Origin of the sequence: Massilia sp. (assembly GCF_032106685.1) — a bacterium.
Taxonomy (GTDB): domain Bacteria; phylum Pseudomonadota; class Gammaproteobacteria; order Burkholderiales; family Burkholderiaceae_D; genus Telluria.
The window spans coordinates 101375-127708 of record NZ_DAMCPG010000001.1 but is presented as its reverse complement, the minus strand read 5'-3'; the positions used below and the strand labels follow the sequence as shown (position 1 = coordinate 127708).

Here is a 26334-nt window from a genome sequence, read left to right as displayed (position 1 = left end):
ACGGCCCGGGCGTGAACCAAGACCCGTAGGGTGGACGGGTCTCCCGTCCACGCGTTCAAATCACGTTGGAAAGCCAGCGCCGCACATGTTCGAACGTGGGTTGAACGCGTGGGCGGAAAATCCGCCCACCCTACGTCCTTCAGTAGTTCAGCCGCAGGTACACCCCGCGGTGGTACTCGTTCACATAGCGAAGCAGGAAGTACTGGAAGTAGATGATCGAGAAGATTTCCATCGACTCTTCCGCGGTCACCATCAGCATGAAGGCGAAGTCGCGCACGCCGCCGGTCTGCGCCACATGGTGGCCTTCGATGGTCTCGAAGCCGATGGCCGCGAACACGAAGGCCGCGCCGGCCAGCGCGAAGTTGATCATGTAGACCTTCTTCAGGCGCAGCAGGAAGGGAATCATGTAGATCGCCACCGCCACCACGATGGCCGCCACCGGGATCGTCCACGCCACCGACAGCACGGGCACCGCTTCGAAGTGGGCGCCGGCCACCGCCTTGACCATCTTGCTCAGGATGATGCGCAGGTCGGCGAATTCGTCGACCGACATGAACAGGAAGCCGGCCGCCAGGATGCGCCAGGCCAGGACGTCCTTGTGCCCGGCCGCGCGCGCCAGGCGCGCGGTCGCGAACAGCAGGCAGGAGGTCAGCAGCAGGTTCAGGGAAGAGAAATAGGTCGGGATGTTGTGCTCTTCGTAGAAGTCGAAGAGCGGCACCAGGCCGAGCGCCATGTCGTTGCCGGCGTAATACTTCAGCGCCATCGCGCCGCTGTGCGCCAGCACCAGCAAGAATGCGAGGAAGAGAATCTTGCGATGGAGGCCATACAAGTCGGACGGGCCGACGACGAGCTGGCGTGCGTCCGCGCGCAACGCTTGCGTATCGCTGATCTCTGCCATGACATCCCCTTTTTATTATTGATTGAAGTTCGACTTTCAGGCGGATATTAGCAGAAATAATATAAATTATTTAATTATTCGATGCCGCAATGCAGCAGAAGTTGCGCTGTAACGACAGTGTAGATAAAAAAACAAGGGGTGCGTCGAAACGCACCCCTTGTTTGACTGCCGACCAGGCAGGAATCGCTTATTTTTTACGCACGACGACGCAGCCGATCGAGTAGCCGGCGCCGAAGGAGCAGATGACGCCGTTCGCGCCTGCGGGCAGGTCGTCCTGGTACTTGTGGAAGGCGATGATCGAGCCGGCCGACGAGGTGTTGGCGTAGCTGTCGAGGATCACCGGCGCCTCGCCCGGCTCGGCGTCGCGCCCGAGCAGGGTGCGCGCGATCAGGAGGTTCATGTTCAGGTTGGCCTGGTGCAGCCAGTAGCGCGAGACCTGCGGGATCTGCAGGCCGGCCGCTTCCACGGTTTCCTTGATCATCTCGGCGGCCATCGGGCACACTTCCTTGAACACCTTGCGGCCCTGCTGGCGGAACAGTTTATCGGCCTTGCCCACGCCCGACTCGTCGAAGCGGTTCATGAAGCCGAAGTTGTTGCGGATGTTGTTCGAGAACTTGGTCTTCAGTTTCGAATCGAGGATCTCGAACTGGTGCGCGCTGACGGCGGTGTCGGCCGCTTCGATGACCATTGCGGTGCAGGCGTCGCCGAAGATGAAGTGGCTGTCGCGGTCGCGGAAGTTCAGGTGGGCGCTGGTGATTTCCGGGTTCAGCACCAGCACGGCGCGCGCCTGGCCGGTCTGGACGGCGGCCATCGCGGTCTGGATGCCGAAGGTGGCCGAGGAGCAGGCCACGTTCATGTCGAAGCCGTAGCCTTCGATGCCCAGCGCTTCCTGCACCTCGACCGCCATGGCCGGGTAGGCGCGCTGCATGTTGGAGGCGGCGACCAGCACCATGTCGATGTCGCTGGCCACGCGGCCGGCGCGCGCGAGGGCATCCTTGGCGGCGGCGACGCAGATCTCGGCCTGCAGCGACAGTTCCTCGTCCGAGCGTTCCGGGATGCGCGAGGTCATGCGGGCCGGATCGAGGATGCCTTCCTTCTCCATCACGTAGCGCGACTTGATGCCGGACGCTTTTTCGATAAAGGCGCTGCTCGACGATTCGAGCGCGGTGACGCTGCCTGCGGCGATGGCGGCGGCATTCTCTTGGTTGAACTGCTCGACGTAGGCATTGAACGCCGTCACCAGCTCGTCGTTCGAGATGGAATACGGAGGCGTAAACAGGCCGGTGCCGCTGATGACGACAGGTTTCATAAGAGGACTTTCAAAGGAGATAACGGGGCGTTCCCCGCAGACTGACGGGGATTCTACACAATCGGGAAGGTGCTGGGAATTGTCGGGGTGTCTATTTTGTAGGCAGTTTCTTCGGTTCTAGATGACGCTATTTGCCACATTGATATTGCATCCGTAGGGTGGGCACGCCGTACCCACGCGGAATAATGCGTCGCGTTGGCACCGTTCGAGTTACATGGCTTGCATGAAGACGCACTGTGTGGAATCGGCCCTGAACATTCAAACGGAGCCAACATGTGCTGGCGTTCGCGTGGGCACGGGGCGCCCACCCTACGGGCGCCTGCACCAGCAATGTTCAGCGCGTGTGCCCGGCCAGCTTCGCGTCTTCCTGCCGCTTCGACAACTGCATCGGCTCGCCCTTCAGGTGCTTGAGCGCCTGGGCCAGCTGGAAGTCGTCGCCGCTGCCGTAGGCGAGCGGCTTGCGCTGGCGTAGCGTGTCGAGCAGGGCCATCTGCGCCTCGATGTCGTCCTGGCGCGTGGCTTCCTCGGCCTCGCCCGACAGGTGGCGTTCAAGGTCGGCTTCGCGCATGCGCAGCGCATTCAGGCCGTCGTCCTCGGCGGTTTCGTCGACCGGGAAGTCGGGCACGATGCCGCGCGCCTGGATCGAGCGCCCGGCCGGCGTGTAATAGCGCGCCGTGGTCAGCTTGACCGCGGCTTCGCGGCCGATCGGACGGATGGTCTGCACCGAGCCCTTGCCGAAAGTCTGGCTGCCGACGACGACGGCGCGCTTGTGGTCCTGCAGCGCGCCGGCGACGATTTCCGAGGCCGAGGCCGAACCGGTATTCACCAGCACCACCAGCGGCAGCGTCTTGTACACGGCGGGCACGCTCGCCAGGGGATCGCGCCCGCTGCGCAGCATGTAGTATTCGGGCCGGCCGAAGAAGCGCTGGCGCATCTCGGCCAGCTGGCCGTTGGTCGAGACGATTTCCGCGCCCTCGGGCAGGAAGGCCGCGGCCACCCCGATCGCGCCCTGCAGCAGGCCGCCCGGGTCGTTGCGCAGGTCGAGCACCAGGCCCTTCAATGCCGGTTCCTTGCGCGCCAGCTCGGCCAGCTTGGCCGCCATGTCGTCCACCGTCGGCTCCTGGAACTGCGAGATGCGCAGCCACGCGTAGCCCGGCTCGACGATCTTCGCCTTGACGCTTTTCTGCACGATTTCCTGGCGCTCGACCGTCAGCACCAGCGGCTGCGGCGCACTGCCGCGCGCAATGGTGAGCGTGACGCGGGTGCCGGGCGTGCCGCGCATGCGCTTGACCGCTTCTTCGAGCCCCAGGCCACGCACGTCGGCGCCGTCGATGCGGGTGATCAGGTCGCCCGCCTGGATGCCGGCGCGCTCGGCCGGCGAATCCTCCATCGGCGCGACGATCTCGACATAGCCCTCGTCGCTCTGGCCGATCTCGATGCCCAGGCCGACGAAGCGGCCCTCCGTGCCTTCGCGCAGTTCGCGATAGGCGGCCGGATCGAGGTAGCCCGAATGCGGGTCGAGCGAGCCGACCATGCCGTTGATGGCTTCGGTCAGCAGCTTGTCGCCCTTGACCGGCTCGACGTACTCGGACTGGATGATGTCGACCACCCGCGCGAGCTGGCGCAGTTCGCCGAGCGGCATGCTCGGCTCGACCCGCTTGTGGGCGAGCGCGGAAAACTGCATCGTGACCGCGACGCCGGCGGCAACGCCAACGGCCAGCAGGCCGGTGTTCTTCAGAGTGGAGCCCATAGATCTTCTGTGCGGCGGCGCATGGCCCCGCCTGTGCACGCATGAGATAGCGCGCGTCCAGTATAAACCCGATTCGCACCTGCCCGCGGTGGCGCCGGCGCAAATACGCTGCGCCGGCCGTGCTGCCGCCGGTTTTTAAAGCCGTTTGTAAAGCCGGTTGGGCTTCCGGTAAGCAATTGTAAGAGTCGGCGCGGCGCACCCGGCGTGGTTCTATAGTCAATTGCAGTTTTTCTCTCCCTCCACCGTTTTAGCAGTGGATTTTGCCCACGGTTCCCCCGTGGGCTTTTTTATGGCCGCGCAAATAGGCCCGGGCGGCGCCGGTGTCCGGCGGTGTGACGCCGGTTGTATCGAAAAGTAAAAAATCGGCCCCGGCTGTAACGGCTGGCCCGGCAGCCGCTAGAATGGCCCGACAAGAAATAACATCGGCCGTGCCGCCCAGGCGTGCGGTCCTATAAAAATACAAGAGATGAAGACGCTGAACCCGCGCCTGCGTCGCCCTGACGGGCGCGGCGTGCACCGCTCCCCAGGCATTCGCCGGGGCGCCGCCGCTTCCCTGGACACCTGTTCGCCGCCGGCCTGCCGCGCCGGCGCCATCGCCGTTCGCCATGTGCCCGCCGCCGCGCGGATGCCGCAGCGGCGCAGCACATTGAACCCTGGGACGAGGCTTACCGGCCGCGTCCCTTTTTTTCGTGGCCACGCGCCGCTTTTTCTGCAATCGAGGACTTTCCTGTGAAACGTACCCTTCTGAGCACCCTGACCCTGTCCGTGCTGGCGGCTTTCGCCCATGCCGGCGACACCCCAAGCGCTACCGCCCAAACGGGCGCGCCGATCTCCGGGATCGACGTCCAGTACATCGACAACTCGGTGCGTCCGCAGGACGACTTCTTCACTTACCTGAACGGCAAGTGGCTGAAGTCGACCGAGATCCCGGCCGACAAGGCCAGCTGGGGCACCTTCATGCAGCTGCGCGACGACGCCCAGGCCCACCTGCGCGAGATCATCGAGGCGGCGCAGAAGGACGCGGGCAAGAAGGCCGGCACCGACGAACAGAAGATCGGCGACCTGTACGCCAGCTTCATGGATGAAGCCAAACTGGAAACCCTGGGCGTGAAGCCCCTGGGCAGCGAACTGCAGCGCATCCGTACCCTGAAGGACAAGAAGGGCGTGCCGAACCTGGTCGCCCACCTGTCGAAGATCGGCGTGGCCACCCCGTACGGCATCCGCGTCGGCCAGGATGCGCGCGCTTCCACCAAGTACGCGACCTACATCGGCCAGAGCGGCCTGGGCATGCCGGACCGGGACTACTACCTGAAGCTCGACGACAAGCGCATGGCGGAAACGCGCGCCAAGTACGAAGCCCACGTGGCGCAGATCCTGGGCCTGGCCGGCGAGAAGAACGCCGCCGAGCAGGCCAAGGCCATCGTTGCCTTCGAAACCGAACTGGCCAAGGTGCAGTGGACCAAGGTCGAGAACCGCGATCCGGTCAAGCGCTACAACAAGATGAGCGTGGCCGAGCTGGGCAAGCTGACCCCGGGCTACGACTGGAATGCGGCGCTGGCGGCCGCCGGCGTGGGCAACAAGCTGGACTACGTCATCGTCGCCCAGCCGAGCTACCTGACCGGCTTCAACGAGGTGCTGGCCAAGACCGACCTGGCGACCCTGAAGTCCTACTTCGAATGGCAGCTGCTGCGCGAATACTCGCCTTACCTGTCGAAGGCCTTTGTCGACGCCAACTTCGCCTTCTACGGCACCGTCCTGACCGGCGTGACCGAGAACCGTCCGCGCTGGAAGTCGGGCGTGTCGCTGGTCGAAGGCGCGCTGGGCGAAGCCGCCGGCAAGCTGTACGTGGCCAAGTACTTCCCGGCCGAGCGCAAGGCGCGCATGGAGGAGCTGGTCAAGAACGTCACCGCCGCCTACAAGGAAAGCATCGACCAGCTCGACTGGATGACCCCGGCCACCAAGGTCGAAGCCCAGGCCAAGCTGGCCAAGTTCGTGCCGAAGGTCGGCTACCCGAACAAGTGGCGCGACTACTCGAAGCTGGCGATCCGCTCCGACGACCTGGTCGGCAACGTGAAGCGCGCTTCCGAGTTCGCCTACAACCGCAACATCACCAAGCTGGGTAAACCGATCGACCGCGAAGAGTGGGGCATGACGCCGCAGACGGTGAACGCCTACTACAGCAGCTCGATGAACGAGATCGTGTTCCCGGCCGCGATCCTGCAGCCGCCGTTCTTCGACATGCGCGCCGACGACGCCGTGAACTACGGCGCGATCGGCGCCGTGATCGGCCACGAGATCGGCCACGGCTTCGACGACAAGGGCAGCCAGTCCGACGGCGAAGGCAACCTGCGCAACTGGTGGACCAAGGAAGACCGCGACGCCTTCCAGAAGCGCACCGACATGCTGGTCAAGCAGTACAACAACTATAGCCCGATCCCTGGCTACAACGTCAACGGCGAACTGACCCTCGGCGAGAACATCGGCGACAACTCGGGCCTGGCCATCGCCTATAAAGCCTACAAGATCTCGCTGAAGGGCAAGCCTGCGCCGGTGATCGACGGCTTGACCGGCGACCAGCGCTTCTTCATGGGCTTCGGCCAGGTGTGGCGCTCGAAGATGCGCGAAGCGCAACAGATCGTGCAAGTGAAAACCGACCCGCACTCGCCGGGCCAGTTCCGCGCCAACGGCACCGTGATGAACCACCCGGCCTTCTATGAGGCGTTCGGCGTGAAAGAAGGCGACAAAATGTACCTGGCGCCGAAAGATCGCGTCTCGATCTGGTAAAGTCTTCCAGCTGATCATGCAGAAAGCCCGTATCTACGGGACGTATGCATATCTGAACTGACGGAAAAAACGGCCGGCGCCCGGCAGGGCGCCGGCCGATCTCATTCAAAAACAGTGGAGAGACAGATGAAAAAACACATGCTCAGCGCCCTGACGCTGGCCCTGATCGCCGGCTTTGCCCAGGCCGAGGGTGCCGCGGGTGCTGCCGGCGCTGCCGCCAAGACCGCAAAAGCCCCGGTGCTGTCGGCCGGCATCGCCACCGAATACATCGAACCGTCCGTGCGCCCGCAGGACGACTTCTTCGAATACCTGAACGGCAAGTGGCTCAAGACGGTCGAGATCCCGGCCGACAAGTCGAGCTGGGGCTCGTTCATGAAGCTGCGCGACGACACCCTGCCGCAGCTGCGCGCGATCATCGAGCGTGCCGCCGCCGACAAGAACGCCGCCGCGGGCAGCGAAACGCAAAAGATCGGCGACTTCTACGCCAGCTTCATGGATGAAGCGAAGCTCGAACAGCTGGGCATTGCCCCGCTGAACGCCGAGCTGGCGAAGATCGCGGCGATCAAGGACAAATCCGAACTGCCGGCCGTGCTGGCGCGCATGGTCAAGCTGGGCCTGGAAGTGCCGGTGGTGTTCTTCATCCACCAGGACGCCAAGGACTCGACCAAGTACGTCGCCGACCTGTACCAGGCCGGCCTGGGCATGCCGGACCGCGACTACTACCTGAAATCGGACGACGCGAAACTGGCCGACGCGCGCGCCAAGTACCAGCAGCACATGGAAAAGATGCTGGGCATGGCCGGCGACAAGAACGCCGCCGCCAATGCCAAAGCCATCCTCGATTTCGAGACCGAGATCGCGCGCGTGCAGTGGACCAAGGTCGAGAACCGCGACCCGGTCAAGACCTACAACAAGGTCGAACTGGCCAAGCTGGCCGAAGTGGCTCCCGGCTTCGACTGGAAAGCCTGGCTGGACAGCGCCGGCATCGCCGCCAAGGCCTCCTACGTCATCGTCAGCCAGCCTACTTACCTGAAGGGCTTTGCGGAGGTGGCGGGCAAGACCCCGCTCGAGACCTGGAAGGCCTATCTGCAGATGCACCTGATCGACGCCTACGGCAGCTACCTGTCGAAGAACTTCGCCGACCAGCGCTTCGCCTTCTACGGCACCACCCTGTCGGGCGCGCCGCAGCAGGAACCGCGCTGGAAGCGCGGCGTCGGCGCGGTCGAGCGCGGCCTGGGCGAAGCGGTCGGCAAGCTGTACGTCGCCGAGCACTTCCCGGCCGAGCGCAAGGCGCGCATGGAAAAGCTGGTCGCGAACCTGCTGGCGGCCTATAAAGAGTCGATCAACACCCTCGACTGGATGAGCCCGGCGACCAAGAAGGAAGCGCAAGCCAAGCTGGCCAAGTTCACCCCGAAGATCGGCTACCCGAACAAGTGGAAGGACTACTCGGCCCTCACCGTCAAGCGCGACGACCTGGTCGGCAACGTGATGCGCGCGCGCGAGGTCGAGTACGACCGCGAGCTGAACAAGCTGGGTAAGCCGATCGACCGCGACGAGTGGGGCATGACGCCGCAGACGGTGAACGCCTACTACAACCCGGAACTGAACGAGATCGTGTTCCCGGCCTCGATCCTGCAGCCGCCGTTCTTCGACGCCAACGCCGACGATGCCGTCAACTACGGCGGCATTGGCGCCGTGATCGGCCACGAGATCAGCCACGGCTTCGACGACCAGGGCGCCCAGTACGACGGCGACGGCAACCTGCGCGACTGGTGGAGCCCGTCGGACCACAAGAACTTCAAGGCCAAGACCAAGATGCTGGTCGAGCAGTACAGCGCCTACAGCCCGCTGCCCGGCTACCACGTCAACGGCGAACTGACCCTGGGCGAGAACATCGCCGACAACTCGGGCCTGGCCATCGCGGCGAAAGCCTACAAGATCTCGTTGAAGGGCAAGAAGGCGCCGGTGATCAACGGCCTGACCGGCGAACAGCGCCTGTACATGGGCTGGGCACAGGTATGGCGCTCGAAGATGCGCGAGCCGGCCCAGATCGCCCAGGTGAAGACCGACCCGCACTCGCCGGGCCAGTTCCGCGCCAACGGCACCCTGAAGAACCAGCCGGGCTTCTATGAAGCCTTCAAGGTCAAGCAGGGCGACAAGATGTACCTGGCGCCGAAGGACCGCGTCATCATCTGGTAAATACGCCGGCCCCGGCCGCAAGACCGCCCCGCGCAAGCCGGGCGGTTTTTAATTTCTGCATCGCATCATTTTCGAGGTGGATCCGGAACAAAAGCGCGCACGATTGAATCGCCAAAGCAGACCAGCTCGCTCGTACGTTATGATTTTTGTAACGGAACAACATGGATGCTGCGATGCAAAACGAAGACGAGGTGCGCAGGCGAATCGCCCTGCTGCGCTTCCTGATGATTTTCGGCGTGGTCCTGCTGCATACGCCGCCTTACGTGCCGATCAAGGAAGTAGGCACTGGCGCCTTCGACCTGTTCAAGGCCTTCTTCCAGAACGCGGCGTTCCGCACCACGGTGCCGGTGCTGACCGCGATCTCGGGCTACCTGCTGTTTCGCTCGATGCTCGACCGCCAGCCCGGCAAGCTGGCGCTGAAAAAATTCTGCACCATCGTCGTGCCCTTCCTGTTCTTCAACCTGCTGCTGCTGGGCGCGGCCGACTTCCTGGAAAACGGCCTGCATGTGCCGCTCGGCGAGGGCATGGTGCCGGACGATCCGCGCGGCTGGGCCAACGCCGCCTTCGGCCTGTTCGATTCGCCGATCAACTATCCGCTCAACTTCCTGCGCGACTTGGTGGTCCTGATGCTGCTGGCGCCGCTGTTCGGCTGGATGCTGCGCCACATCCCCTGGCTCGGCCTGGGCGCGGTGCTGCTGGTCTTCATGAATAACCTGGACGGCCAATTCCTGCTGCGCGACGTGATGGCGCCGGTGTTCTACCTGGGCGGCCTGGCCGCCGTGCGCCGCTGGAACCTGTGCGCGCTCGACCGCCATGCGGCGCTGTGCCTGGCCGCGTTCGTCGCGCTGTGCGCGGCGGTGGTGGCGTTCCGGGTGGCGAACACGAATTACCTGCGCATGGCGGCGCCGATCCTGATCTGGCCGGCCGCGGCGCTTCTCACCCGGACCGCGTTCGGCGCCTGGCTGGCGGGCATGAGCAAGTACAGCTTCTTCGTCTTCGTCGCCCATGCGCCGGTGCTGCTGGCAACCTGGATGCTGTACCGGCCGCTGGCGAAGGCCGTGCCGTATCCGGCTTACTGGTTGCTGGCGCCGGTGCTGACCACGGCGCTCCTGGTGCTGGTGTACCGCACCGCGATGCGCGTCGCGCCGGGTGCCTTCGGCAGCGTGATCGGCGCCGCGCCGCCGCGCCCATCGGCCGCCGTGGGACCGCTCGCGGCCGGCGCGCTGGCCAAGGCCAAATAGGGAATAAACAAAAAGCCCCAGGCGCCTGGCGGCGGCTGGGGCTTTTTTGCCTTTACTACTTTTACTAGCTGTACTGCTTAGCGCGGCACGATCGCGAACTGCGGGCTGCTGCCGTAGTTCGGCTTGACGCTGCGGGCCATGAACCTGGTCCAGCCGGCGGCGGCATTCGGCAGGCGCGCATCGACGGCGTAGGCCAGGGCCGGCTGCATGTTCGACGGGTAGCCGGTCACGCTCGAGGAGTAGCCGGTCATCTCGCCCACCTTCAGGCCCAGGAAGGACGCCATCTCGGCGCTGCCGCAGGCCAGGGCGCGGAAGCCATCCGACTGGCTGCCGGCAACAACCTGGGCCATGGTGGTGTACATCGGGCTGGTTTCCGAATCGCGGATGTTCATCGAGTACAGCGAGGCGTCGATCCAGCACATCGCCGGGTCGGTCATGCGCAGCACCGGGGCCTTGGCCTTCCAGCCCAGCAGGGTCTTGGCATCGTCGAAGCCGAGTTCGGTGGCATGGCCGACGGCCGAGGTGAAGAAGTCGTCCTGCCACGGCGCGATACCGCGCTTGCTGTTGTAGATCACCGCGCCCTTGGTGTCGATCACGCCGAACACGTTGGCGGCCACGTTGTTGGTGTAGGTCGCGTTGTACCAGTCCAGGTTGCTTTGCAGGACGCGGGCGAAGTGCGACTTCAGGCGGTCGTCGTCCGGCGTGATGTAGGCCGCTTCGGCCAGGGTACGCAGGCTCCATGCCTGGCCGCGCACCTGGTCGTTGTACAGCAGGCCCTGGATGTTCTTGCGGTAGCCCGGGTTCGACTGGAACACGTTGTACATCGCCCAGAACTGCAGCTCTTCCAGGTAGTAGTAGTCGCCGGTCACCAGGTAGGGCAGGTAGGCGAAGCCCGGCTGGTGCGACGCGTCGTGCTTGTTCGGCGTGGTGCACAGGCTGCTCGGGCAGCTCGGGAAGGCCTCGTACTGGCCGGTCGCCGGGTTCTTGGTGTCGCCCTTCGTGCCGAGCATGGTCATGTACGGGTAGTCGATCAGGCTGACCGGACGGTCCGTGTTCTTGTCGCGGTAGTGCGCCGACCAGCTGCCGGCCAGGTCGGCCGTGCCCAGCGTGACCGTCTTGGCGCGCGGATCCATCGACAGCAGGTAGGTCGCTGCCCAACCCGGCATGATGCCGAGGTCGTTACGGCCGCCGGTGCTCGGCATGTAGGGATTGGCCAGGCCCACGCCCATCGGCTCGATCGCGCTGCCGGTCCACTTCGACATCAGGGTCTTGAAGGCCGATTCCGGGGTGACCACGCTCTGGTCGTAGTTCGGCACCGCGCGGCTGGCGATCAGGTAGGCGCTGTTGTGGCGCACGTGCACTTGCGGCTCGTCGCCCCACCAGAACAGCTTGCGCCAGCGGCTGTGGTGCAGATGGGTCATGGCCGGCTTCACGTAGACTTCCTGGCCGCGCACCACGACCTTGGCGTCGTAGGTGATGTTGCTGGGGTTGAGCTCGTAGGCCCAGTTGTTTTCCACGGTGACGTCGACGCGGGCCTTCTTGATGCTGTCGTACCAGCGGATCGCGAAGCGCGCCGTCAGGTGCGGGTGCTCGCTGCCGTCGGTGCTGCGCAGCGGCGCCGAGACCTGCCATTCGTTGGCGACGGCGCCCGACAGCCAGGTGTTGTATTTCCAGCCGCTCTTGATCATGTCGTCGGCAGACGCCTTATACTCGACGCCGTTGATGACGGCGTGCACCGAGGCGCTGAAGCCGTTCGACAGCAGCACTTTCGGCGACAGGGTGCCCGGGGTGATCGGGGCATTGGTCTTCATCAGCGCCAGGGTGCGCACCTGGGACGCGGCCAGGCCCGGCAGGATGGCCGAGACGACGGCATGGCGTACCGAACCGTCGGCGTGGTAGGCCTTGACGTCGAGCTGCAGCGGCACGCTGGTGCCGTCTTCGAGGCGGCCGACTAGCGAATAGCCGCGCGGCAGGTCGCCCATCGCGAAGACCTGACCGAAGGTGAACGGCGCATTGACCTGGGAGGCGCTGCCGGTGTTCTGGATGCGCACGTCGGTGACGACGCCGTACACGGCATACTCGCCCACCGGGGCGATGGGCAGGGGCATCGGATCGGACGTCGTGCCCGAGATCGGCGCGGTCGTGGGACCGGCAGGCGCGGTGGTCTCGGGAGGAACGGACACGGTCGGGTCGCCGCTCGGGGCCGCGCCGACAGGCGGCGGGGTCGGCGTTGCCGGGGCCGGCGCTGAGGCGCTGGAGCTGGCCAGGCTGGTGTTGCTGCCCGAGCCGCCGCCGCCGCCGCAGGCTGCCAGGGTGCTGCCGAATACCGCGATTGCGGCAATTCGCATTGCATGAGTATGGAGTGGGAGAGTCATGGCAGGTCTTCAGGAGAGTTACTGTGAGGAACAAATTATTGCCTCACGGAATTCCTGAAGGTTACGCCAAAGCAAAACTCTGGAACAGCAAAATCAAGCTGCCTGTTCAGAATTTCGCCCAAATACAACACAACGTTAGCGCTTTTCTCATGAATATTATTCAGTAGGAAAGCGATTCTTGCTTGTATTTATATTGCGTTTTTCGAAAGATTCGCAATAAAAAAACCGCCTCTCGGGCGGTCTGCAAGCCGGGCGCTTGATCCGGCTCAGGCGGTTTCCACGGCAGGGATGGCCGCGGCGCCTGTAACCGGATGTCGCTTTTGCAATGTCGTTCAGCGTGCGGCGGCGACCATGAAGTCGACCGCGGCCTTGACGTCGGCATCCGGGGCGCTGGCGCCGCCCTTCGGCGGCATCACGCCGGCCTTGCCCTGGAAGCCCTTGATCGCATGCTCGTACAGCACGGCGTTGCCCTGCTGGATACGCGGCGCCCAGGCCGCCTTGTCGGCGAACTTCGGCGCGCCGGCGATGCCGGCGCCGTGGCAGGCCACGCAGGCGCTGTTGTAGAGGGTCTTGCCGGTGTCGGCGCTGGCGACGGCAGGCGCGGCCGCGGGAGCAGCAGCGGGCGCGGCAGCCGGTGCGGCAGCAGCCGGCGCAGGCGTCGACGGGGTGCCGGCGACCGGCGCGGCGGTCGCCGCGTTCTGGGCGGCCGGTGCGGCAGCCACTTCGGCCTGGGCGCCAGCGGCGGGCGCTGCCGGCACCGCCGGTTCCTTGAACTTGGCGCCGCTCTGGTTGGCCATGTAGACGACGGCGCGTTCGACCTCGACGTTGTCCAGGTCCGGATTGCCGCCTTTCGCCGGCATCGCACGGATGCCTTCGATGGCATGCTTGATCAGGGTATCGTAGCCCTGGGCCAGGCGCGGGCCCCAGTCGCCCGCGACGCCGGTCTTCGGCGCGCCGGCGGCGCCGGTGCTGTGGCAGGCCGCGCACACGGCGGTGTACACGGCGTCGCCCGCCTGCAGCACTTTCGGTGCATTGGCGTCGACCAGGGTAAAACCTTCCTCCGCGACCGGACGCAGGCGCGCGGCGACGGCTTCGTCGCTCAAGCTTTGCGTGCCGGCGCCCTCGAGCTTGTCGGTCGTGACAAAGGAGACCAGCAGGATGATGCCGATAACGATGACGAGGAAGAAACCAGCGACCACCGCGATGAGTTGCTTGGGCGTCCGGATAAACGATTGTTCATTGTGTGCGTCGCTCATGATTTCCTTAATGCGATTAAAAAAACCTGCTACCCGGCGCTTGCGCTTGCCCATCTTGCATGCATTTTTGCAAAGGCCGCCAATCGGCGATTATAGTCCCAAAAAATGCCCTATGGCACATCGTCCGCGAGCGCATCCACACTTTCCGTGGACGGCAGGCGCGAAAGACTGTATCCTTCGCATCGCTCAGGAGTTTCCCGTGCGGCTGTAGCTCAGTGGATAGAGTATTGGCCTCCGAAGCCAAGGGTCGCTGGTTCGATCCCAGCCAGCCGCACCACCTGACATTCCTGCTTTAATCCCCCTTCGTTTCTCCTCCATCTGCCGGTTTCCTTGCCGGCGCGGCGCTGCACATGCGTACAGCTCATGCTGCCTTTTTTTTCGTCCCGTATGACTGCATGGCACGTCATGATTATTTCCTCCCGGCACAATTGCAGAGATATAATTATCTTAATAAATTCGCCGAGACGATGATGACCCTGGACCATGCAAAAAAAGTTGCTGAGCTCCAAAAGCTTAAGCTGGAGAACATAACGAGCGTTTTCGGATTGATTGCGAAAACGGGCGCGGCAATGGGCACCGTGAGCGTGTTTGTTTACTGTTTCTTCGTCGTGAAGTTTTTTCCGGTTGGCTTGCAAGTCGGGGATACGCTGTTTTTCCTGTTTGTTGTACTCGGCATGGCGATCACTGGGGCACTTGTATCGGGCTTGGGTTTTATTACCTTGGTGCCCTGGGTATTGAAGCGTGCTTCGGCCTCAACCTGGACTGACTTCAACAAGGCAGCATGCGTGATGGGTTTGTTGCTATGTTCGCTGGGTATGTTGTACTTTGCACACGATTATTGGGCGGGACAATTCGAACTCGCGGATGCATGCACGCTGCTGCCGACTTGGGGCAGCGTTGGCGGTGTCATCATTTGTGCGCTGTCCTATTTTTTGATTACCTGGTTTTTGTCGAATGGATTTGCGAACGCCGTCGGCCTTGTGCTGCCGTGGCTGGCAGTTTCGCTTGTCGTGTCATTGCTGATGAGCCCTTTGGAGAGCAAAGTGGCGCTGATGTGGGCGCTGGCGATTCTTACCGGCGGCGCCATGATGGCCATCGGCATATCGGCCCTGGATAAAGCCGGCACAGGCGCACATGGCGCCCTGCCTGGATTACTCATTCTGGTTGCCGCCATGATGGTGCCATTTGTACTTGGCGAAGGCGGCAAGATGCTGGGTTTCGTCTTCAATGGCGTCGGTATCCGGTCGGACCAGGCGACCCTCGTCGTGAACCAGGCTAACCTGAACACCCTGCAGGCTGCCGCTGACGCACAAGGCCTGACACTGTACAGCTGCCGGGTAGAGGAAGACAGCCATGTTGTCAGCAAGGTTGGCATCCTCTGGCATGGAATCGGAGAGCGCAGCTACGTAGCGCTGCGGAGGACACCGGCGCAAGCGAGCTCCGGGAATAAAACGCCGGAGGCAGGTCAAGTGAAAGTGGAGCTCGATAGTGCCGGCGTGAAAAAGGTCGAAGGCACGCACGAGCAGTCCTGCATCGAATTACGCAGAGCGATTTATTTCGATTCCGGGAAGGCGACGCTGACATCGGCCCAATGGGCCGTGGCTCAGCCGGTAGTGCAACGTTTCCTGTCCAGCTATGCGACCGCGGAAAAGAATGACAAGGACGAGAACAAGGACGAGGACAAGGACAAGGACACGAACACGAACACGAACAAGGACAGTCTGGTCGTGACGGGTTTTGCCGACCCGATGGCGGATGCGGGCAAGGGCAATGCGATGCTGGCGCGTCAGCGCGCCTGTACCGTCTACCAGAACGTGCGTACTGACGAAACGGTCAAGCGACTTCAAGCAAAAAATAACTTACAAATCTTGATCGATAGCCGTATCGGCTCGAACGATGCCGCATGCGACGGCAAGAATAATGCGGCGGGCCAGCGCGCCTGTCACGAGAAAGACCGCCGGGTCGAACTGCAACTGATCAGCTCTGGCAGCGCGTTCAACCGGCTGGGACCAGTCGACGCCAAGGTCTGCGATACACCGTAAAGCCTGGAGAAAATTGCGTCGATCCGGGCGCAGCGCCCAAGCTGCGCGAGGCAATGCCCGAAGCGCTGCCCAGCGCAGGTGTCACAGCGTGATGTAACGCCGCAATCGCGGCCCCAGGCTGTTGGTCACCGCCAGCGGCAGCTTCTGCCACGCGCTTTCGACCAGCGGACGCAGGCTGGACTTCGCGCCGCCCGAGGTGGCCGGCGCGACGATGGGGGCAACCCCTTGCGCATCCCACTCCTTCCAGTCGAGCGCGACCGGCACCGCGCCCCACTGCTTCTTGAATTTATACGTCCCTTCGCCGTAGGTGGAGCGGCCGAAGTCGAACTGGCGCACGCCGGTTTCGCATAAATGCGACTGGATCGCCCAATACAACAGCATATTGGGCGCCAGCGGGTTGTAGTCGGCCAGGGTCGAGGCCCAGGGAATGACGGCCTGGTCGCCGCACAGCAGCACCCAGCCGGCGCCGACGGCCTTGCCTTCGTGGCGCACGATGACGATGAACATGTCGCCCGCCGCGCTGTAATGACGGTGGATCGCGTCGAACCAGCCGCGGCTGTGCGGCGGGCTGCCGAGGCGGCGCATGTTGCGGCTGTAGACGTCGTAGAACTCGGCCACCGCCGCCGCGCCCCTCACTACTTCCGACGTCAGTCCATTCTTTTCCGCCTTGCGCACTTGGCTGCGCAGTTTCGGCGGGTAGCTCTGCATCAGGCCGGCGGCGCTGTCCGGCAAGGCGAGCAGCATGCGTACCTTGCGGCCTTCGAGCGCCGCTTCTTCCAATGCTTCCTGGGCCGAGCAGCGCAGTTCGAGTCCGGTCGCGCCGCCCGTGCCGACGTCCTTGCGCGCCCGTGCGGCCAATGTCTCGGCGATGTCCGGCGCGGTCGCGAGCGGGCCGCCCAGGTCGCAAAAGGGGAGCGAGATCCAGCGCGGTTTGCCGAGCGGGCGGGCCACCGCCGACAGCGGCAGCAGGCCCTGGATCGCGCCGGCGCGGCGCGCCACCAGCACCTGGCCGGGATAACCATAGGCCGTCTCGACGGCGCGGCGCCAGGCCGCCAGGTGGTAGGCGCTGGCGCCGGGTTGGGCGCGCGCAAAGGCGTCGAGCTCGTCGTTGGCGGGGGAGTCGTTGTTCAGGTAGGCGAATTCGAGGTCGTTCAAGCGCAGCTCCTGCGGTGTGCACCGGCTTTTATCACCAATGCATGATTGTTCGCGCCAGATTGTAAACGATTGACAACTTTTTTAATGCCGCGCAAGCCAAGAGTGTGGGGTGCGCACAATTCATTTTCTTACGGAACTTGTATTTCAGAAAATGCTAATATTGCACGGTGCCCATGCAGAATGCGTGACGGTGAGACCCGTCGGCACCCCAGGCAGCGCGATGCAGAGCGGGGCGTCATGCGCCTGTCATCATCGCGTGGCAAAAAGCAAGCAGACCGGTCGCGTTTCTTGGGCGGGGTCATCCAAAGCTTGCATGGAACCGACAGCATTGGAAGCGTCCCGATGCAAATACAACATCGGTTGACCAAGCGTGTTGTTGGTGTTCTACAAACGGAGTAGCGAAGTTGAGGCGCCTCCTGTTTCCATGCTATATTAAAAATTAGCATAATAGCAAAACTTTATTCGATAACGGAAGCTGATAATGAAAGCAGATCAGGTCGTCGCGGTAGTTGGACTGGGTTACGTCGGACTGCCGTTGGCAGTGGAATTCGGCAAGAAGGTACGAACGATCGGTTTCGATCTGTCGGCCGCCAAAATCGAGAACTACAAGAAATTTATTGATCCGACGGGCGAAGTCTCCACCGAACAGCTGCAGGCCGCGCGCCAGCTGGAAGTAACGACCGACCCGGCGATGCTGGCCCAGGCCGACTACGTCGTGGTCGCCGTGCCGACCCCGGTCGACATCGCCCACAACCCGGACTTCACCCCGCTGGCCGGCGCCAGCACCACGGTCGGCAAGCACATGAAGAAGGGCGCGATCGTCGTCTTCGAATCGACCGTCTACCCGGGCGCCACCGAGGAAGTCTGCATCCCGCTGCTGGAACAGCACTCGGGCATGAAATGGAAAGAAGGCTTCCACGTCGGCTTCTCGCCGGAGCGCATCAACCCGGGCGACAAGGAACACACCCTGACCACGATCCTGAAGGTCGTGTCGGGCGACGACGCCGAGACCCTGGAAAGCGTCGCCCAGCTGTACGAATCGGTGATCACCGCCGGCGTGCACCGCGCCTCGAGCATCAAGGTCGCCGAAGCGGCCAAGGTCATCGAGAACACCCAGCGCGACCTGAACATCGCGCTGATGAACGAACTGGCGATCATCTTCGACAAGATCGGCATCGACACGCTCGAAGTGCTGAAGGCGGCCGGCACCAAATGGAACTTCCTGCCCTTCCGTCCGGGCCTGGTCGGTGGCCACTGCATCGGCGTCGACCCCTACTACCTGACCCACAAGGCCGAGATGGTCGGCTACCACCCGCAGGTGATCCTGGCGGGCCGCCGCATCAACGACGGCATGGCCAAGTTTGTCGCGGAAAAGACCGTGAAGTCGATGATCTCGTCGGGCTTCCAGGTCAAGGGCGCGAAGGTCAACGTCATCGGCCTGACCTTCAAGGAAAACTGCCCCGACCTGCGCAACTCGAAGGTCGCCGACATCGTCCACGAGCTGGAAAGCTACGGCGTCGACGTCCACGTCTACGACCCGCTGGCGGAAGCCGACGAGGCAGAGCACGAGTACGGCATCAAGCTGGAATCCTGGGACAGCCTGCCGAAGGCCGATGCCCTGATCGCCGCCGTGCCGCACAAGGAAGTGCTGGCGCTGTCGCTGACCGACTTCCAGTCCAAGCTGAACGACGGCGGCTGCTTCATCGACGTCAAGTCGCAATTCGATCCGGAAGCGCTGAAGGAAGCGGGCTACTGCGTCTGGCGCCTGTAAGGCGCCGCGGTCCGGGGCCGCCGTCTCGCGCGGCGGCTTTGCCGTCCCTGGACCCCTGGTTTTTTCGCATCGCGCAATCGAGAAAGTGTTCGGAAAACTGTGAATAAGATTCAAGACGTAAGGCAGCATCTGGGCCAGCACAGCCATCACTGGCTGGTCACCGGCGCGGCCGGCTTCATCGGCTCGAACCTGGTCGAGGCGCTGCTCAAGCTCGGCCAGCGCGTGACTGGCCTCGACAACTTCGCGACCGGGCATCGCCGCAACCTCGAGCAGGTGAAAGAATCTGTCACGAACGACGTCTGGATGAAATTTAATTTCATCGAGGGCGATATCCGCAACGAAGCCGACTGCGCGCGCGCCTGCGCCGGCGTCGACTTCGTGCTGCACCAGGCCGCGCTGGGCTCGGTCTCGCGTTCGATCGACGATCCGATCGCCACCAACGCCACCAACGTCACCGGCTTCCTCAACATGCTGGTGGCCGCGCGTGACGCAAAAGTGCGCCGCTTCGTCTACGCCGCCTCCAGCTCGACCTACGGCGACCATCCGGACCTGCCGAAGGTGGAAGGCGTGATCGGCAATCCGCTCTCGCCGTATGCGGTGACGAAGTACGTCAACGAGCTGTATGCGAACGTGTTCGGCCGTACCTACGGCATGGAATCGATCGGGCTGCGCTACTTCAACGTGTTCGGCCCACGCCAGGATCCGAACGGGGCCTACGCCGCCGTGATCCCGCAGTGGGTGGCCGCGCTGATCCGCAACGCGCCGCTGCGCATCAACGGCGACGGCGAGACCAGCCGCGACTTCTGCTACATCGACAACGTGGTCCAGGCGAATCTGCTGGCGGCGCTGGCCTCCACCGAAGCGGTGAACCAGGTCTACAACGTGGCGCTCAACGAGCGCACCAGCCTGAACCAGCTGTACGGCATGATGCGCACGCTGCTGCGGGAACGCTTCCCGCACGTCGAGACGCACCAGCCGCAGTACGTCGATTTCCGCCGTGGCGACGTGCGCCATTCGCAGGCGGACATCGGGAAGGCCGCCGCGCTGCTGGGCTATGCGCCCACGCACCGGATCGACGAAGGCCTGCGCCAGGCGATGGACTGGTATGTCCAGGACCTACAGGGCCAGGGTTCGCATGTGGTATCCGAGTAAGAAAAAGTAAGAAGAATTCAGGAGGACTGACGTGTTTAGAATCTCTAACCACTACGTGTCGAAAATCGTTTCCGTGCTGCTGGTCGTCGAGGTGCTGGTGCTGCTCGGCGCCGCCTATGCCGGCGTGGCCTTGCGTTACATGGAAATCGGCGATGGCGTGAACCTGCCTCCGCTCGAGCATTTCTTCACCTCGGCGGTCGCGTTCGCGCTGGCCATCGTGTTCAGCATGAGCGCGATGGGCATGTACCAGCTCGACTTCGAAGACGGCCTGCGCCACCCCTTCCTCATGAAGCTGCTGCCCTCGTTCGTGATGGGCTTCCTGATCCTGACCCTGGTGTTCTACATCGCGCCGGAGCTGTCGCTGGGACGCGGCATCCTGCTGCTGGTGTTCGCGCTGTCGGCGGTCGGCATCTACCTGGCGCGGATGATCTTCTTCAAGACTTCCGAAGCGCGCTTCCTGCAGTCGCGCATCATGTTCCTCGGCGGCGGCCCGCTGGCCAAGGAGTGTGCCGACCTGGCCGACCGCGCCGCGCGCTACCACCGCTACGACGTCGCCGGCTTCATTCCCGCCAGCGGCGAGGAACTGTGCGTGCCGCAGAACAGCCTGTTGAAGGTGCGCGAGGGCGATTCGCTGGTCAAGCTGGCGCGCCAGTACAACGTGCAGGAAATCGTGGTGTCGGTGCAGAACCGGCGCGGCGGCTTCCCGATCAAGGAACTGCTGGACTGCAAACTGCAGGGCATGAAAGTCACCGACGCCGCCACCTTCTTCGAGCGCGAGACCTGCCAGATCCGGGTCGATTCGATCCAGCCGAGCTGGCTGGTGTTCGGCGGCGGCTTCGACCAGAGTTTCGTGCGCACCTTCATGAAGCGCAGCTTCGACCTGGTGTGCAGCACCGCGATCCTGGCGCTGACCTTCCCGCTGATGCTGCTGGCGGCGCTGGCCATCTGGCTGGAAGACCGCGGCCCGATCTTCTATTCGCAGGAACGCGTGGGCAAGGACGGCAAGAGCTTCTTCGTCCACAAATTCCGCAGCATGCGCACCGACGCCGAGAAGGCCGGCAAGCCGCAGTGGGCGGCGCAGAACGACCCGCGCGTCACCCGCTTCGGCAACTTCATGCGCAAGACCCGGATCGACGAACTGCCCCAGATCCTGAACGTGTTCAAGGGCGAGATGTCCTTCGTCGGCCCGCGTCCGGAGCGCCCCTACTTCGTCGAGCAGCTGATCGAGGTGGTCCCATACTACAATGTCCGCCACAGCATCAAACCAGGCATCACCGGCTGGGCCCAGGTGCGCTACGGCTACGGTTCCTCGGCCGAGGACGCGCTGCAAAAGCTGCAGTACGACCTCTACTACGTGAAGAACAACAGCCTGTTCCTCGACTTCCTGATCCTGATCGATACGCTCAAGGTGGTGTTGTTCCGCAGCGGCCGCTGACCGTCTCTTTGCTGACTGTACGTACAACGTCTTGTCCCGGCCGCGGCTGGGACGAGGCATTTTCCGGACCCTGCCTCCGGTACGAGATCCATGGATAGTGTTCCCCTGACCAGTATCGCCGCCTACAGCCATGGGCTGGCGGCCCTCGGCTTCGTGGCCCTGGGCGTGCCGCTGCTGGCGGGCTGGCGCAGCCGCGCCTACGGGCCGGTGCTGATCCTGGCCTGTGTCGCCTCGGCGCTGTGGGCCGGCGCGCTGGCCTCGGCCGCGCTCGACCGCATGCTGTGGACCGACCTGTCCGACGCGCTCGAAGTGGCGCGCAACGCCGCCTGGTCGCTGTTCCTGGTGGTGCTGCTGGGCGACTACCACAAGCCGGGCAGCCGCCTGCCGTTCGGCCTGCGTCCGGTGCTGTTCGTGGCCGCCGTGTGCTACCTGCTGGCGCTGGTGGCCGCCTTTGCCGGCCACTGGGACCTGGCCCTGCTCGACTCGGTGCTGCCGGTGACGGCGCGCGTGGCGCAGGCCGTGGGCGGCATGCTGCTGGTCGAGCAGGCCTACCGCAACAAGACCGCGCAGGAGCGCTGGGCCATCAAGTTCGTCTGCCTGGCCATCGGCGGCATGTTCGCCTACGATTTTTATTTGTACAGCCACGCGATGCTGTTCCGCGAGGTCGATCCCGACATCTGGGCCGCGCGCGGCGTCGTCAACGCGCTGACCGTGCCCCTGATCGCGCTGTCGATGACGCGCGCCAAGTCCTGGAGCTCGCCGCTGGCGGTGTCGCGCCGCGCCATGTTCCATTCGGCGGCGCTGTTCGGCTCGGCCATCTACCTGCTGGCGATGGGCTCGGCCGGCTACTACCTGCGCTACTTCGGCGGCAACTGGGGCACCGTGATGCAGGTGACCTTCCTGTTCGGCGCCTTGCTGCTGCTGGCCGGTATCCTGTTCTCGGGCACCTTCCGCGCCTGGCTGAAGGTCTTCATCAGCAAGCATTTCTACAGCTACGGCTACGACTACCGCGAGGAATGGATGCGTTTTACGCGCACCCTGTCCGAACGCGGCGACAACCTCGGCGAGCGCGCCATCCAGGCGGTGGCGGCCCTGGTCGAAAGTCCCGGCGGGCAGTTGTGGCAGCGGCGCGAATCCGGCGCCTTCGAACCGGTCGCCGCCTGGCAGGTGCCGGGCATCGACACGGTCGAGCCGGGCGACTCGGCCCTGTGCCGCTTCCTGGAGAGCACGCAATGGGTGATCGACCTGGGCGAGGTCGTCACCGAGCCGGAGAAATACGACGGCCTGGAACTGCCGCAGTGGCTGCGCGACTACCCGCGCGGCTGGCTGGTGGTGCCGCTGATGATGGGCAGCAGGCTGTTCGGCTTCGTGGTGCTGCAGACCGCGCGCAGCCCGATCAAGCTCAATTGGGAAGTGATCGACCTGCTCGACATCGCCGGCAGCCAGGCCGCCAGTTACCTGGCGCAGCAGGAAGCGGCCAACGCCCTGATGGTGGCGCGCCAGTTCGAGTCCTTCAACCGCATGTCGACCTTCGTCGTGCACGACCTGAAGAACCTGGTCTCGCAGCTGTCGCTGATGAACGCCAACGCCGAGAAGCACAAGCACAATCCCGAGTTCCAGGCCGACATGCTGGAAACGGTGTCGCTGTCGGTGCAGAAGATGAAGCTGATGCTGCAGAAGCTGAGCCGCACCGACCTCCAGGAAAAGCCGGTGCCGCTGGCCGTGGACGCGGTGGTGCGCCAGGCGATGGCGCAGAAGGCCGCGTTCGTGCCGCGCCCGCAGCTCGAGGTGATCGACGCCGGCCTGCGCGTGCTGGCCGACCGCGAGCGTCTCGAGCGCGTGCTGGGCCACCTGATCCAGAACGCGATCGAAGCCACGCCGAAGGACGGCAGCGTGACGATCCGCCTGGCGCGCGCCGGCGAGGCGGTGCAGATCGAGATTGTCGACACCGGCGAAGGCATGAGCGAGGAATTCATCCGAGAGCGCCTGTTCAAGCCTTTCGAGTCGACCAAGTCGGCGGGCATGGGCATCGGCGTGTTCGAGAGCCGCGAATACATCAACGAGCTGGGCGGACGCCTGGAAGTCTCCAGCAGGCCAACGCTCGGCACTACTTTCAAAGTCATCCTCCCGCTGTACCGGCAGGATGCGCTGCTCGTCGAACGGGCAGCCTGACGCGAGGAACACCGTGACACAGAACAAACCGAAACTCCTGATCATCGAAGACGACCCGGGCCTGCAGAAGCAGCTCAAGTGGAGCCTGGACGCCTATGAAGTCGTGGTCGCCGGCGACCGCGAAGCGGCGCTGGCGCAGATCCGCCGCCACGAGCCGGCCGTGGTGACCATGGACCTGGGGCTGCCGCCCGACCCGGACGGCTCGACCGAGGGCCTGGCGACCCTGCAGCAGATCCTGGCCCTGGCGCCGGACACGCGCGTGATCGTCCTGACCGGCAACCAGGACCATGCCAACGCCGTCAAGGCGATCGGCCTGGGCGCCTACGATTTCCACCAGAAGCCGTGCGACCCCGAGGTGCTGAACCTGGTGATCCAGCGCGCCTTCTTCCTGCACAACCTGCAGCAGGAAAACCGCCGCATGCAGCGGGAACAGGCCGATTCGCCGATGTCGGGCGTGATCTCGCGCGCCCCCGCGATGCTGAAGGTCTGCCGCAGCGTCGAAAAGGTGGCGCCGACCTCGGCTTCCGTCATGCTGCTGGGCGAATCGGGCACCGGCAAGGAGGTGCTGGCGCGCGCCGTGCACGCCTTGAGCCCGCGCGCCAAGGAACGCTTCATGGCGATCAACTGCGCGGCCATTCCGGAAAACCTGCTCGAAAGTGAACTGTTCGGCTACGAGAAGGGCGCCTTCACCGGCGCCGCCAAGCAGACCAAGGGTAAAGTGGAACTGGCCCACGGCGGCACCTTCTTCCTCGACGAGGTGGGCGATTTGCCGATGCCGCTGCAGGCCAAGCTGCTGCGCTTCCTGCAGGAGCGCGTGATCGAGCGCATCGGCGGCCACGAGGAGATCCCGGTCGACGTGCGCATCGTCTGCGCGACCCACCAGAAGCTGAAGGAATTGTGCGCCACCGGCCGCTTCCGCGAGGACTTGTACTACCGCCTGTCCGAGATCGTGGTGACGATCCCGCCGCTGCGCGAGCGCGAAGGCGACGCCGCCCTGCTGGCGCACCACTTCAAGAATAAATTCTGCGCCCAGGAATCGCGCGGCACGCTGCACTTCGCGCCGGACGCGATCGCGGCGATCGAGGGTTATGCCTGGCCGGGGAACGTGCGCGAGATGGAAAACTGCATCAAGCGCGCCGTCATCATGGCCGACGGGAACACCATTGTCGCCGACGACCTCGGCCTGCCGGGCGAGGGGCTGGAAGAAGAGCCGATCAACCTGCGCCAGGTGCGCGACGAGGCCGAGTACAAGGCCATCATCAAGGCCCTGGCCCGGGTCGACGGCAACATCGTCAAGGCGTCCGAGATCCTCGGCATCAGCCGCCCGACCATGTACGACTTGATGGGCCGCCACAACATCAAGACCGGTACGTGAAGCGTGCCGTCGGCGCGCTGGCCTTGCTGGCGCTGCTCGGACTCGGCGCCGCCGCCGCCGGCCTCGCGTACTTGCAGTCGCAGGGCGCCACGCCGCGCGCCCTCGCGCCTTACCTGCTGCACCGCACGAGCGGGCACAACGACCTGATCGAAGGCACGGGACGGGTTGCCGCCGGCATGCTGCTGCGTCTCGACCGCGGAGCGGGGCAGGGCTACGCGCTGCCGCCGCTGGCGGTCGGCGCCCAGCCGGCCGCGCTCGCGACCGCCGGCGGCAACGAGCGGCGGGTCGCCAGCGGCGAGGAAGCACGCCGCGCCTTCGCCAGCGCCGTGCCGGGCGACCTGATCACCTTCTTGCCCGGCAGCTATGCGATCAAGGGCACGATTTTCGCCAGCCGCCCCGGTCTTGCGGATGCGCCGATCGTGGTGCGTGCCGAGCATCCGGGCACGGTGACGATCGCCTTCAACAGCAGCGAAGGGTTCGCGGTGTCGGCGCCCTACTGGCGCTTCGAGAACCTCGACATCCGCGGCGCCTGCCGCTACGACGACAACTGCCAGCACGCCTTCCACGTGGTCGGCCGGGCCCATCATTTCGTCGCCCGCAACAACACGATCCGTGACTTCAACGCCCATTTCAAGATCAACGGCCAGAAAGGCGTGTTCCCGGACCACGGCCTGATCGAATCGAACACCCTGTCCAACGGCGGCCCACGCCGCACGTCGCGGCCGGTGACGCCGGTCGACCTGGTCGGCGCCAGCGACTGGATCGTGCGCACCAACCTGATCCGCGACTTCGTCAAGCGCGGTGGCGACGGGACCAGCTACGGCGCCTTCGCCAAGGGCGGCGCCCAGCGCACCGTCTTCGAGCGCAACGTGGTGCTGTGCGAGCAGGCTTTACGGGGCGAACGCGGCCAGCGCATCGGCCTGTCGTTCGGCGGCGGCGGCACGGGAAAAAAATATTGCCGCGACCGCCAATGCATCACCGAGCACGACGAGGGTGTCATGCGCGCCAACCTGGTCGCCGGCTGTTCCGACGTGGGCATCTATTTGAACAGCGCGGCCGGCACCCGCATCGTCGACAACACCCTGCTCGACACGGCCGGGGTACAGGTGCGTTTCCCGCAAAGCGGCGCCACATTGGACGGCAACCTGGTCGATGGCCCGATCCGCGGCGACGAGGGCGGCGCCGTACGCCTGGGCGAGAATCTCCATACGCCGATCTGGCAGCTGTATCTGGGCCGCCATCCGCAACGCGCGCTGTTCGCCGATCCGGGCCGGCTGGACCTGCGCTGGCGCGGCGAGGCGCCGCGCCGCGGCGGGTCCGCTACGGGCCCGGACCTGTGCGGTGCGGCGCGCGGCGCGCCGGCAAGCTACGGCGCTTTCGAGGATTTTTCCGCCTGCCGGGCCGGCGCAGGCCAGTGAGT

Annotated in this window: 17 protein-coding genes and 1 tRNA gene; 12 read left to right on the top strand and 6 right to left on the bottom strand. The window is 64.4% G+C overall.

The genetic code is table 11. The annotated features are described in order from the left end of the window. Nucleotides 1-139: 139 nt before the first annotated feature. The 3 genes from RT688_RS00535 to RT688_RS00525 all read right to left on the bottom strand — a co-directional run bounded on the left by RT688_RS00535 (nucleotide 140) and on the right by RT688_RS00525 (nucleotide 3957). Nucleotides 140-898 (bottom strand): hypothetical protein, encoded by a 759-nt coding sequence (locus RT688_RS00535; protein ID WP_313702904.1) that lies wholly within the window; start codon nucleotides 896-898, stop codon nucleotides 140-142. A gap of 187 nt (nucleotides 899-1085) precedes the next feature. Continuing rightward, a complete protein-coding gene (locus RT688_RS00530; RefSeq protein WP_313702903.1) occupies nucleotides 1086-2207 on the bottom strand; it encodes a beta-ketoacyl-ACP synthase III in 1122 nt (373 codons plus the stop codon). A 334-nt stretch (nucleotides 2208-2541) separates the two neighbouring features. After that, nucleotides 2542-3957, bottom strand: coding sequence for a S41 family peptidase (locus RT688_RS00525; RefSeq protein WP_313702902.1), 1416 nt, complete (start codon nucleotides 3955-3957; stop codon nucleotides 2542-2544). Nucleotides 3958-4423: 466 nt separating this feature from the next. Between RT688_RS00525 and RT688_RS00520 the strand changes: the two genes are divergently transcribed. From RT688_RS00520 to RT688_RS00505, 4 genes are all read left to right on the top strand, one after another. Next, nucleotides 4424-4690 carry a hypothetical protein gene (locus tag RT688_RS00520; RefSeq protein WP_313702901.1) on the top strand — a complete coding sequence of 89 codons (267 nt, stop codon included), beginning with the start codon at nucleotides 4424-4426 and terminating at the stop codon, nucleotides 4688-4690. Beyond that, entirely contained in the window at nucleotides 4687-6741 is a 2055-nt protein-coding gene (locus tag RT688_RS00515) for a M13 family metallopeptidase (RefSeq protein ID WP_313702900.1), read from the top strand. The genes RT688_RS00520 and RT688_RS00515 overlap by 4 nt, the downstream gene beginning before the upstream one ends. Nucleotides 6742-6867: 126 nt before the next feature. Next, nucleotides 6868-8940 (top strand): M13-type metalloendopeptidase, encoded by a 2073-nt coding sequence (locus tag RT688_RS00510; RefSeq protein WP_313702899.1) that lies wholly within the window; start codon nucleotides 6868-6870, stop codon nucleotides 8938-8940. Between the two features lie 173 nt (nucleotides 8941-9113). After that, nucleotides 9114-10181 (top strand): acyltransferase, encoded by a 1068-nt coding sequence (locus RT688_RS00505; RefSeq protein ID WP_313702898.1) that lies wholly within the window; start codon nucleotides 9114-9116, stop codon nucleotides 10179-10181. A 77-nt stretch (nucleotides 10182-10258) separates the two neighbouring features. Here RT688_RS00505 and RT688_RS00500 read toward each other — a convergent pair whose 3' ends face one another. Next, nucleotides 10259-12529, bottom strand: a complete 2271-nt coding sequence (locus RT688_RS00500; protein ID WP_313702897.1) for a hypothetical protein — start codon at nucleotides 12527-12529, stop codon at nucleotides 10259-10261. A gap of 359 nt (nucleotides 12530-12888) precedes the next feature. Beyond that, nucleotides 12889-13812 (bottom strand): c-type cytochrome, encoded by a 924-nt coding sequence (locus tag RT688_RS00495; protein WP_313702896.1) that lies wholly within the window; start codon nucleotides 13810-13812, stop codon nucleotides 12889-12891. Nucleotides 13813-14013: 201 nt separating this feature from the next. On the opposite strand from RT688_RS00495, the gene RT688_RS00490 reads away from it, so the two are divergent. Continuing rightward, nucleotides 14014-14089, top strand: a tRNA-Arg gene (locus RT688_RS00490). 73 nt (nucleotides 14090-14162) lie between these two features. Beyond that, nucleotides 14163-15854 (top strand): hypothetical protein, encoded by a 1692-nt coding sequence (locus RT688_RS00485; RefSeq protein WP_313702895.1) that lies wholly within the window; start codon nucleotides 14163-14165, stop codon nucleotides 15852-15854. 81 nt (nucleotides 15855-15935) lie between these two features. Here the strand turns inward: RT688_RS00485 and RT688_RS00480 are convergent, their stop codons facing one another. Beyond that, a complete protein-coding gene (locus RT688_RS00480) occupies nucleotides 15936-17009 on the bottom strand; it encodes a GNAT family N-acetyltransferase (RefSeq protein ID WP_313702894.1) in 1074 nt (357 codons plus the stop codon). 481 nt (nucleotides 17010-17490) lie between these two features. Here RT688_RS00480 and RT688_RS00475 point away from each other — a divergent pair, with 481 nt between their 5' ends. The 6 genes from RT688_RS00475 (at nucleotide 17491) to RT688_RS00450 (ending at nucleotide 26332) form a co-directional block, all read left to right on the top strand. Next, entirely contained in the window at nucleotides 17491-18780 is a 1290-nt protein-coding gene (locus RT688_RS00475) for a nucleotide sugar dehydrogenase (protein ID WP_313702893.1), read from the top strand. A 99-nt stretch (nucleotides 18781-18879) separates the two neighbouring features. Further along, nucleotides 18880-19932, top strand: a complete 1053-nt coding sequence (locus RT688_RS00470) for an SDR family oxidoreductase (RefSeq protein WP_313702892.1) — start codon at nucleotides 18880-18882, stop codon at nucleotides 19930-19932. A 31-nt stretch (nucleotides 19933-19963) separates the two neighbouring features. Beyond that, complete coding sequence (locus RT688_RS00465) at nucleotides 19964-21367, top strand: TIGR03013 family XrtA/PEP-CTERM system glycosyltransferase (RefSeq protein ID WP_313702891.1); 1404 nt, start codon at nucleotides 19964-19966, stop codon at nucleotides 21365-21367. Nucleotides 21368-21457: 90 nt separating this feature from the next. Next, entirely contained in the window at nucleotides 21458-23539 is a 2082-nt protein-coding gene (prsK, locus tag RT688_RS00460; protein WP_313702890.1) for an XrtA/PEP-CTERM system histidine kinase PrsK, read from the top strand. Between the two features lie 13 nt (nucleotides 23540-23552). Continuing rightward, a complete protein-coding gene (prsR, locus tag RT688_RS00455; protein ID WP_313702889.1) occupies nucleotides 23553-24914 on the top strand; it encodes a PEP-CTERM-box response regulator transcription factor in 1362 nt (453 codons plus the stop codon). Further along, the gene (locus tag RT688_RS00450) at nucleotides 24911-26332 is read left to right on the top strand and encodes a right-handed parallel beta-helix repeat-containing protein (protein ID WP_313702888.1); all 1422 of its coding nucleotides are present in this window, start codon (nucleotides 24911-24913) and stop codon (nucleotides 26330-26332) included. Before prsR ends, RT688_RS00450 begins: the two co-directional genes overlap by 4 nt. Nucleotides 26333-26334: the final 2 nt, after the last annotated feature.

Coding starts and splice junctions, on each gene's coding strand:
- RT688_RS00510 (WP_313702899.1), top strand. CDS start 6,868: ATGAAAAAACACATGCTCAGCGCCCTGACGCTGGCCCTGATCGCCGGC.
- prsK (WP_313702890.1), top strand. CDS start 21,458: ATGGATAGTGTTCCCCTGACCAGTATCGCCGCCTACAGCCATGGGCTG.
- RT688_RS00475 (WP_313702893.1), top strand. CDS start 17,491: ATGAAAGCAGATCAGGTCGTCGCGGTAGTTGGACTGGGTTACGTCGGA.
- RT688_RS00535 (WP_313702904.1), bottom strand. CDS start 898: ATGGCAGAGATCAGCGATACGCAAGCGTTGCGCGCGGACGCACGCCAG.
- RT688_RS00520 (WP_313702901.1), top strand. CDS start 4,424: ATGAAGACGCTGAACCCGCGCCTGCGTCGCCCTGACGGGCGCGGCGTG.
- RT688_RS00485 (WP_313702895.1), top strand. CDS start 14,163: ATGCGTACAGCTCATGCTGCCTTTTTTTTCGTCCCGTATGACTGCATG.
- RT688_RS00495 (WP_313702896.1), bottom strand. CDS start 13,812: ATGAGCGACGCACACAATGAACAATCGTTTATCCGGACGCCCAAGCAA.
- RT688_RS00500 (WP_313702897.1), bottom strand. CDS start 12,529: ATGCGAATTGCCGCAATCGCGGTATTCGGCAGCACCCTGGCAGCCTGC.
- RT688_RS00525 (WP_313702902.1), bottom strand. CDS start 3,957: ATGGGCTCCACTCTGAAGAACACCGGCCTGCTGGCCGTTGGCGTTGCC.
- RT688_RS00505 (WP_313702898.1), top strand. CDS start 9,114: ATGCAAAACGAAGACGAGGTGCGCAGGCGAATCGCCCTGCTGCGCTTC.
- RT688_RS00530 (WP_313702903.1), bottom strand. CDS start 2,207: ATGAAACCTGTCGTCATCAGCGGCACCGGCCTGTTTACGCCTCCGTAT.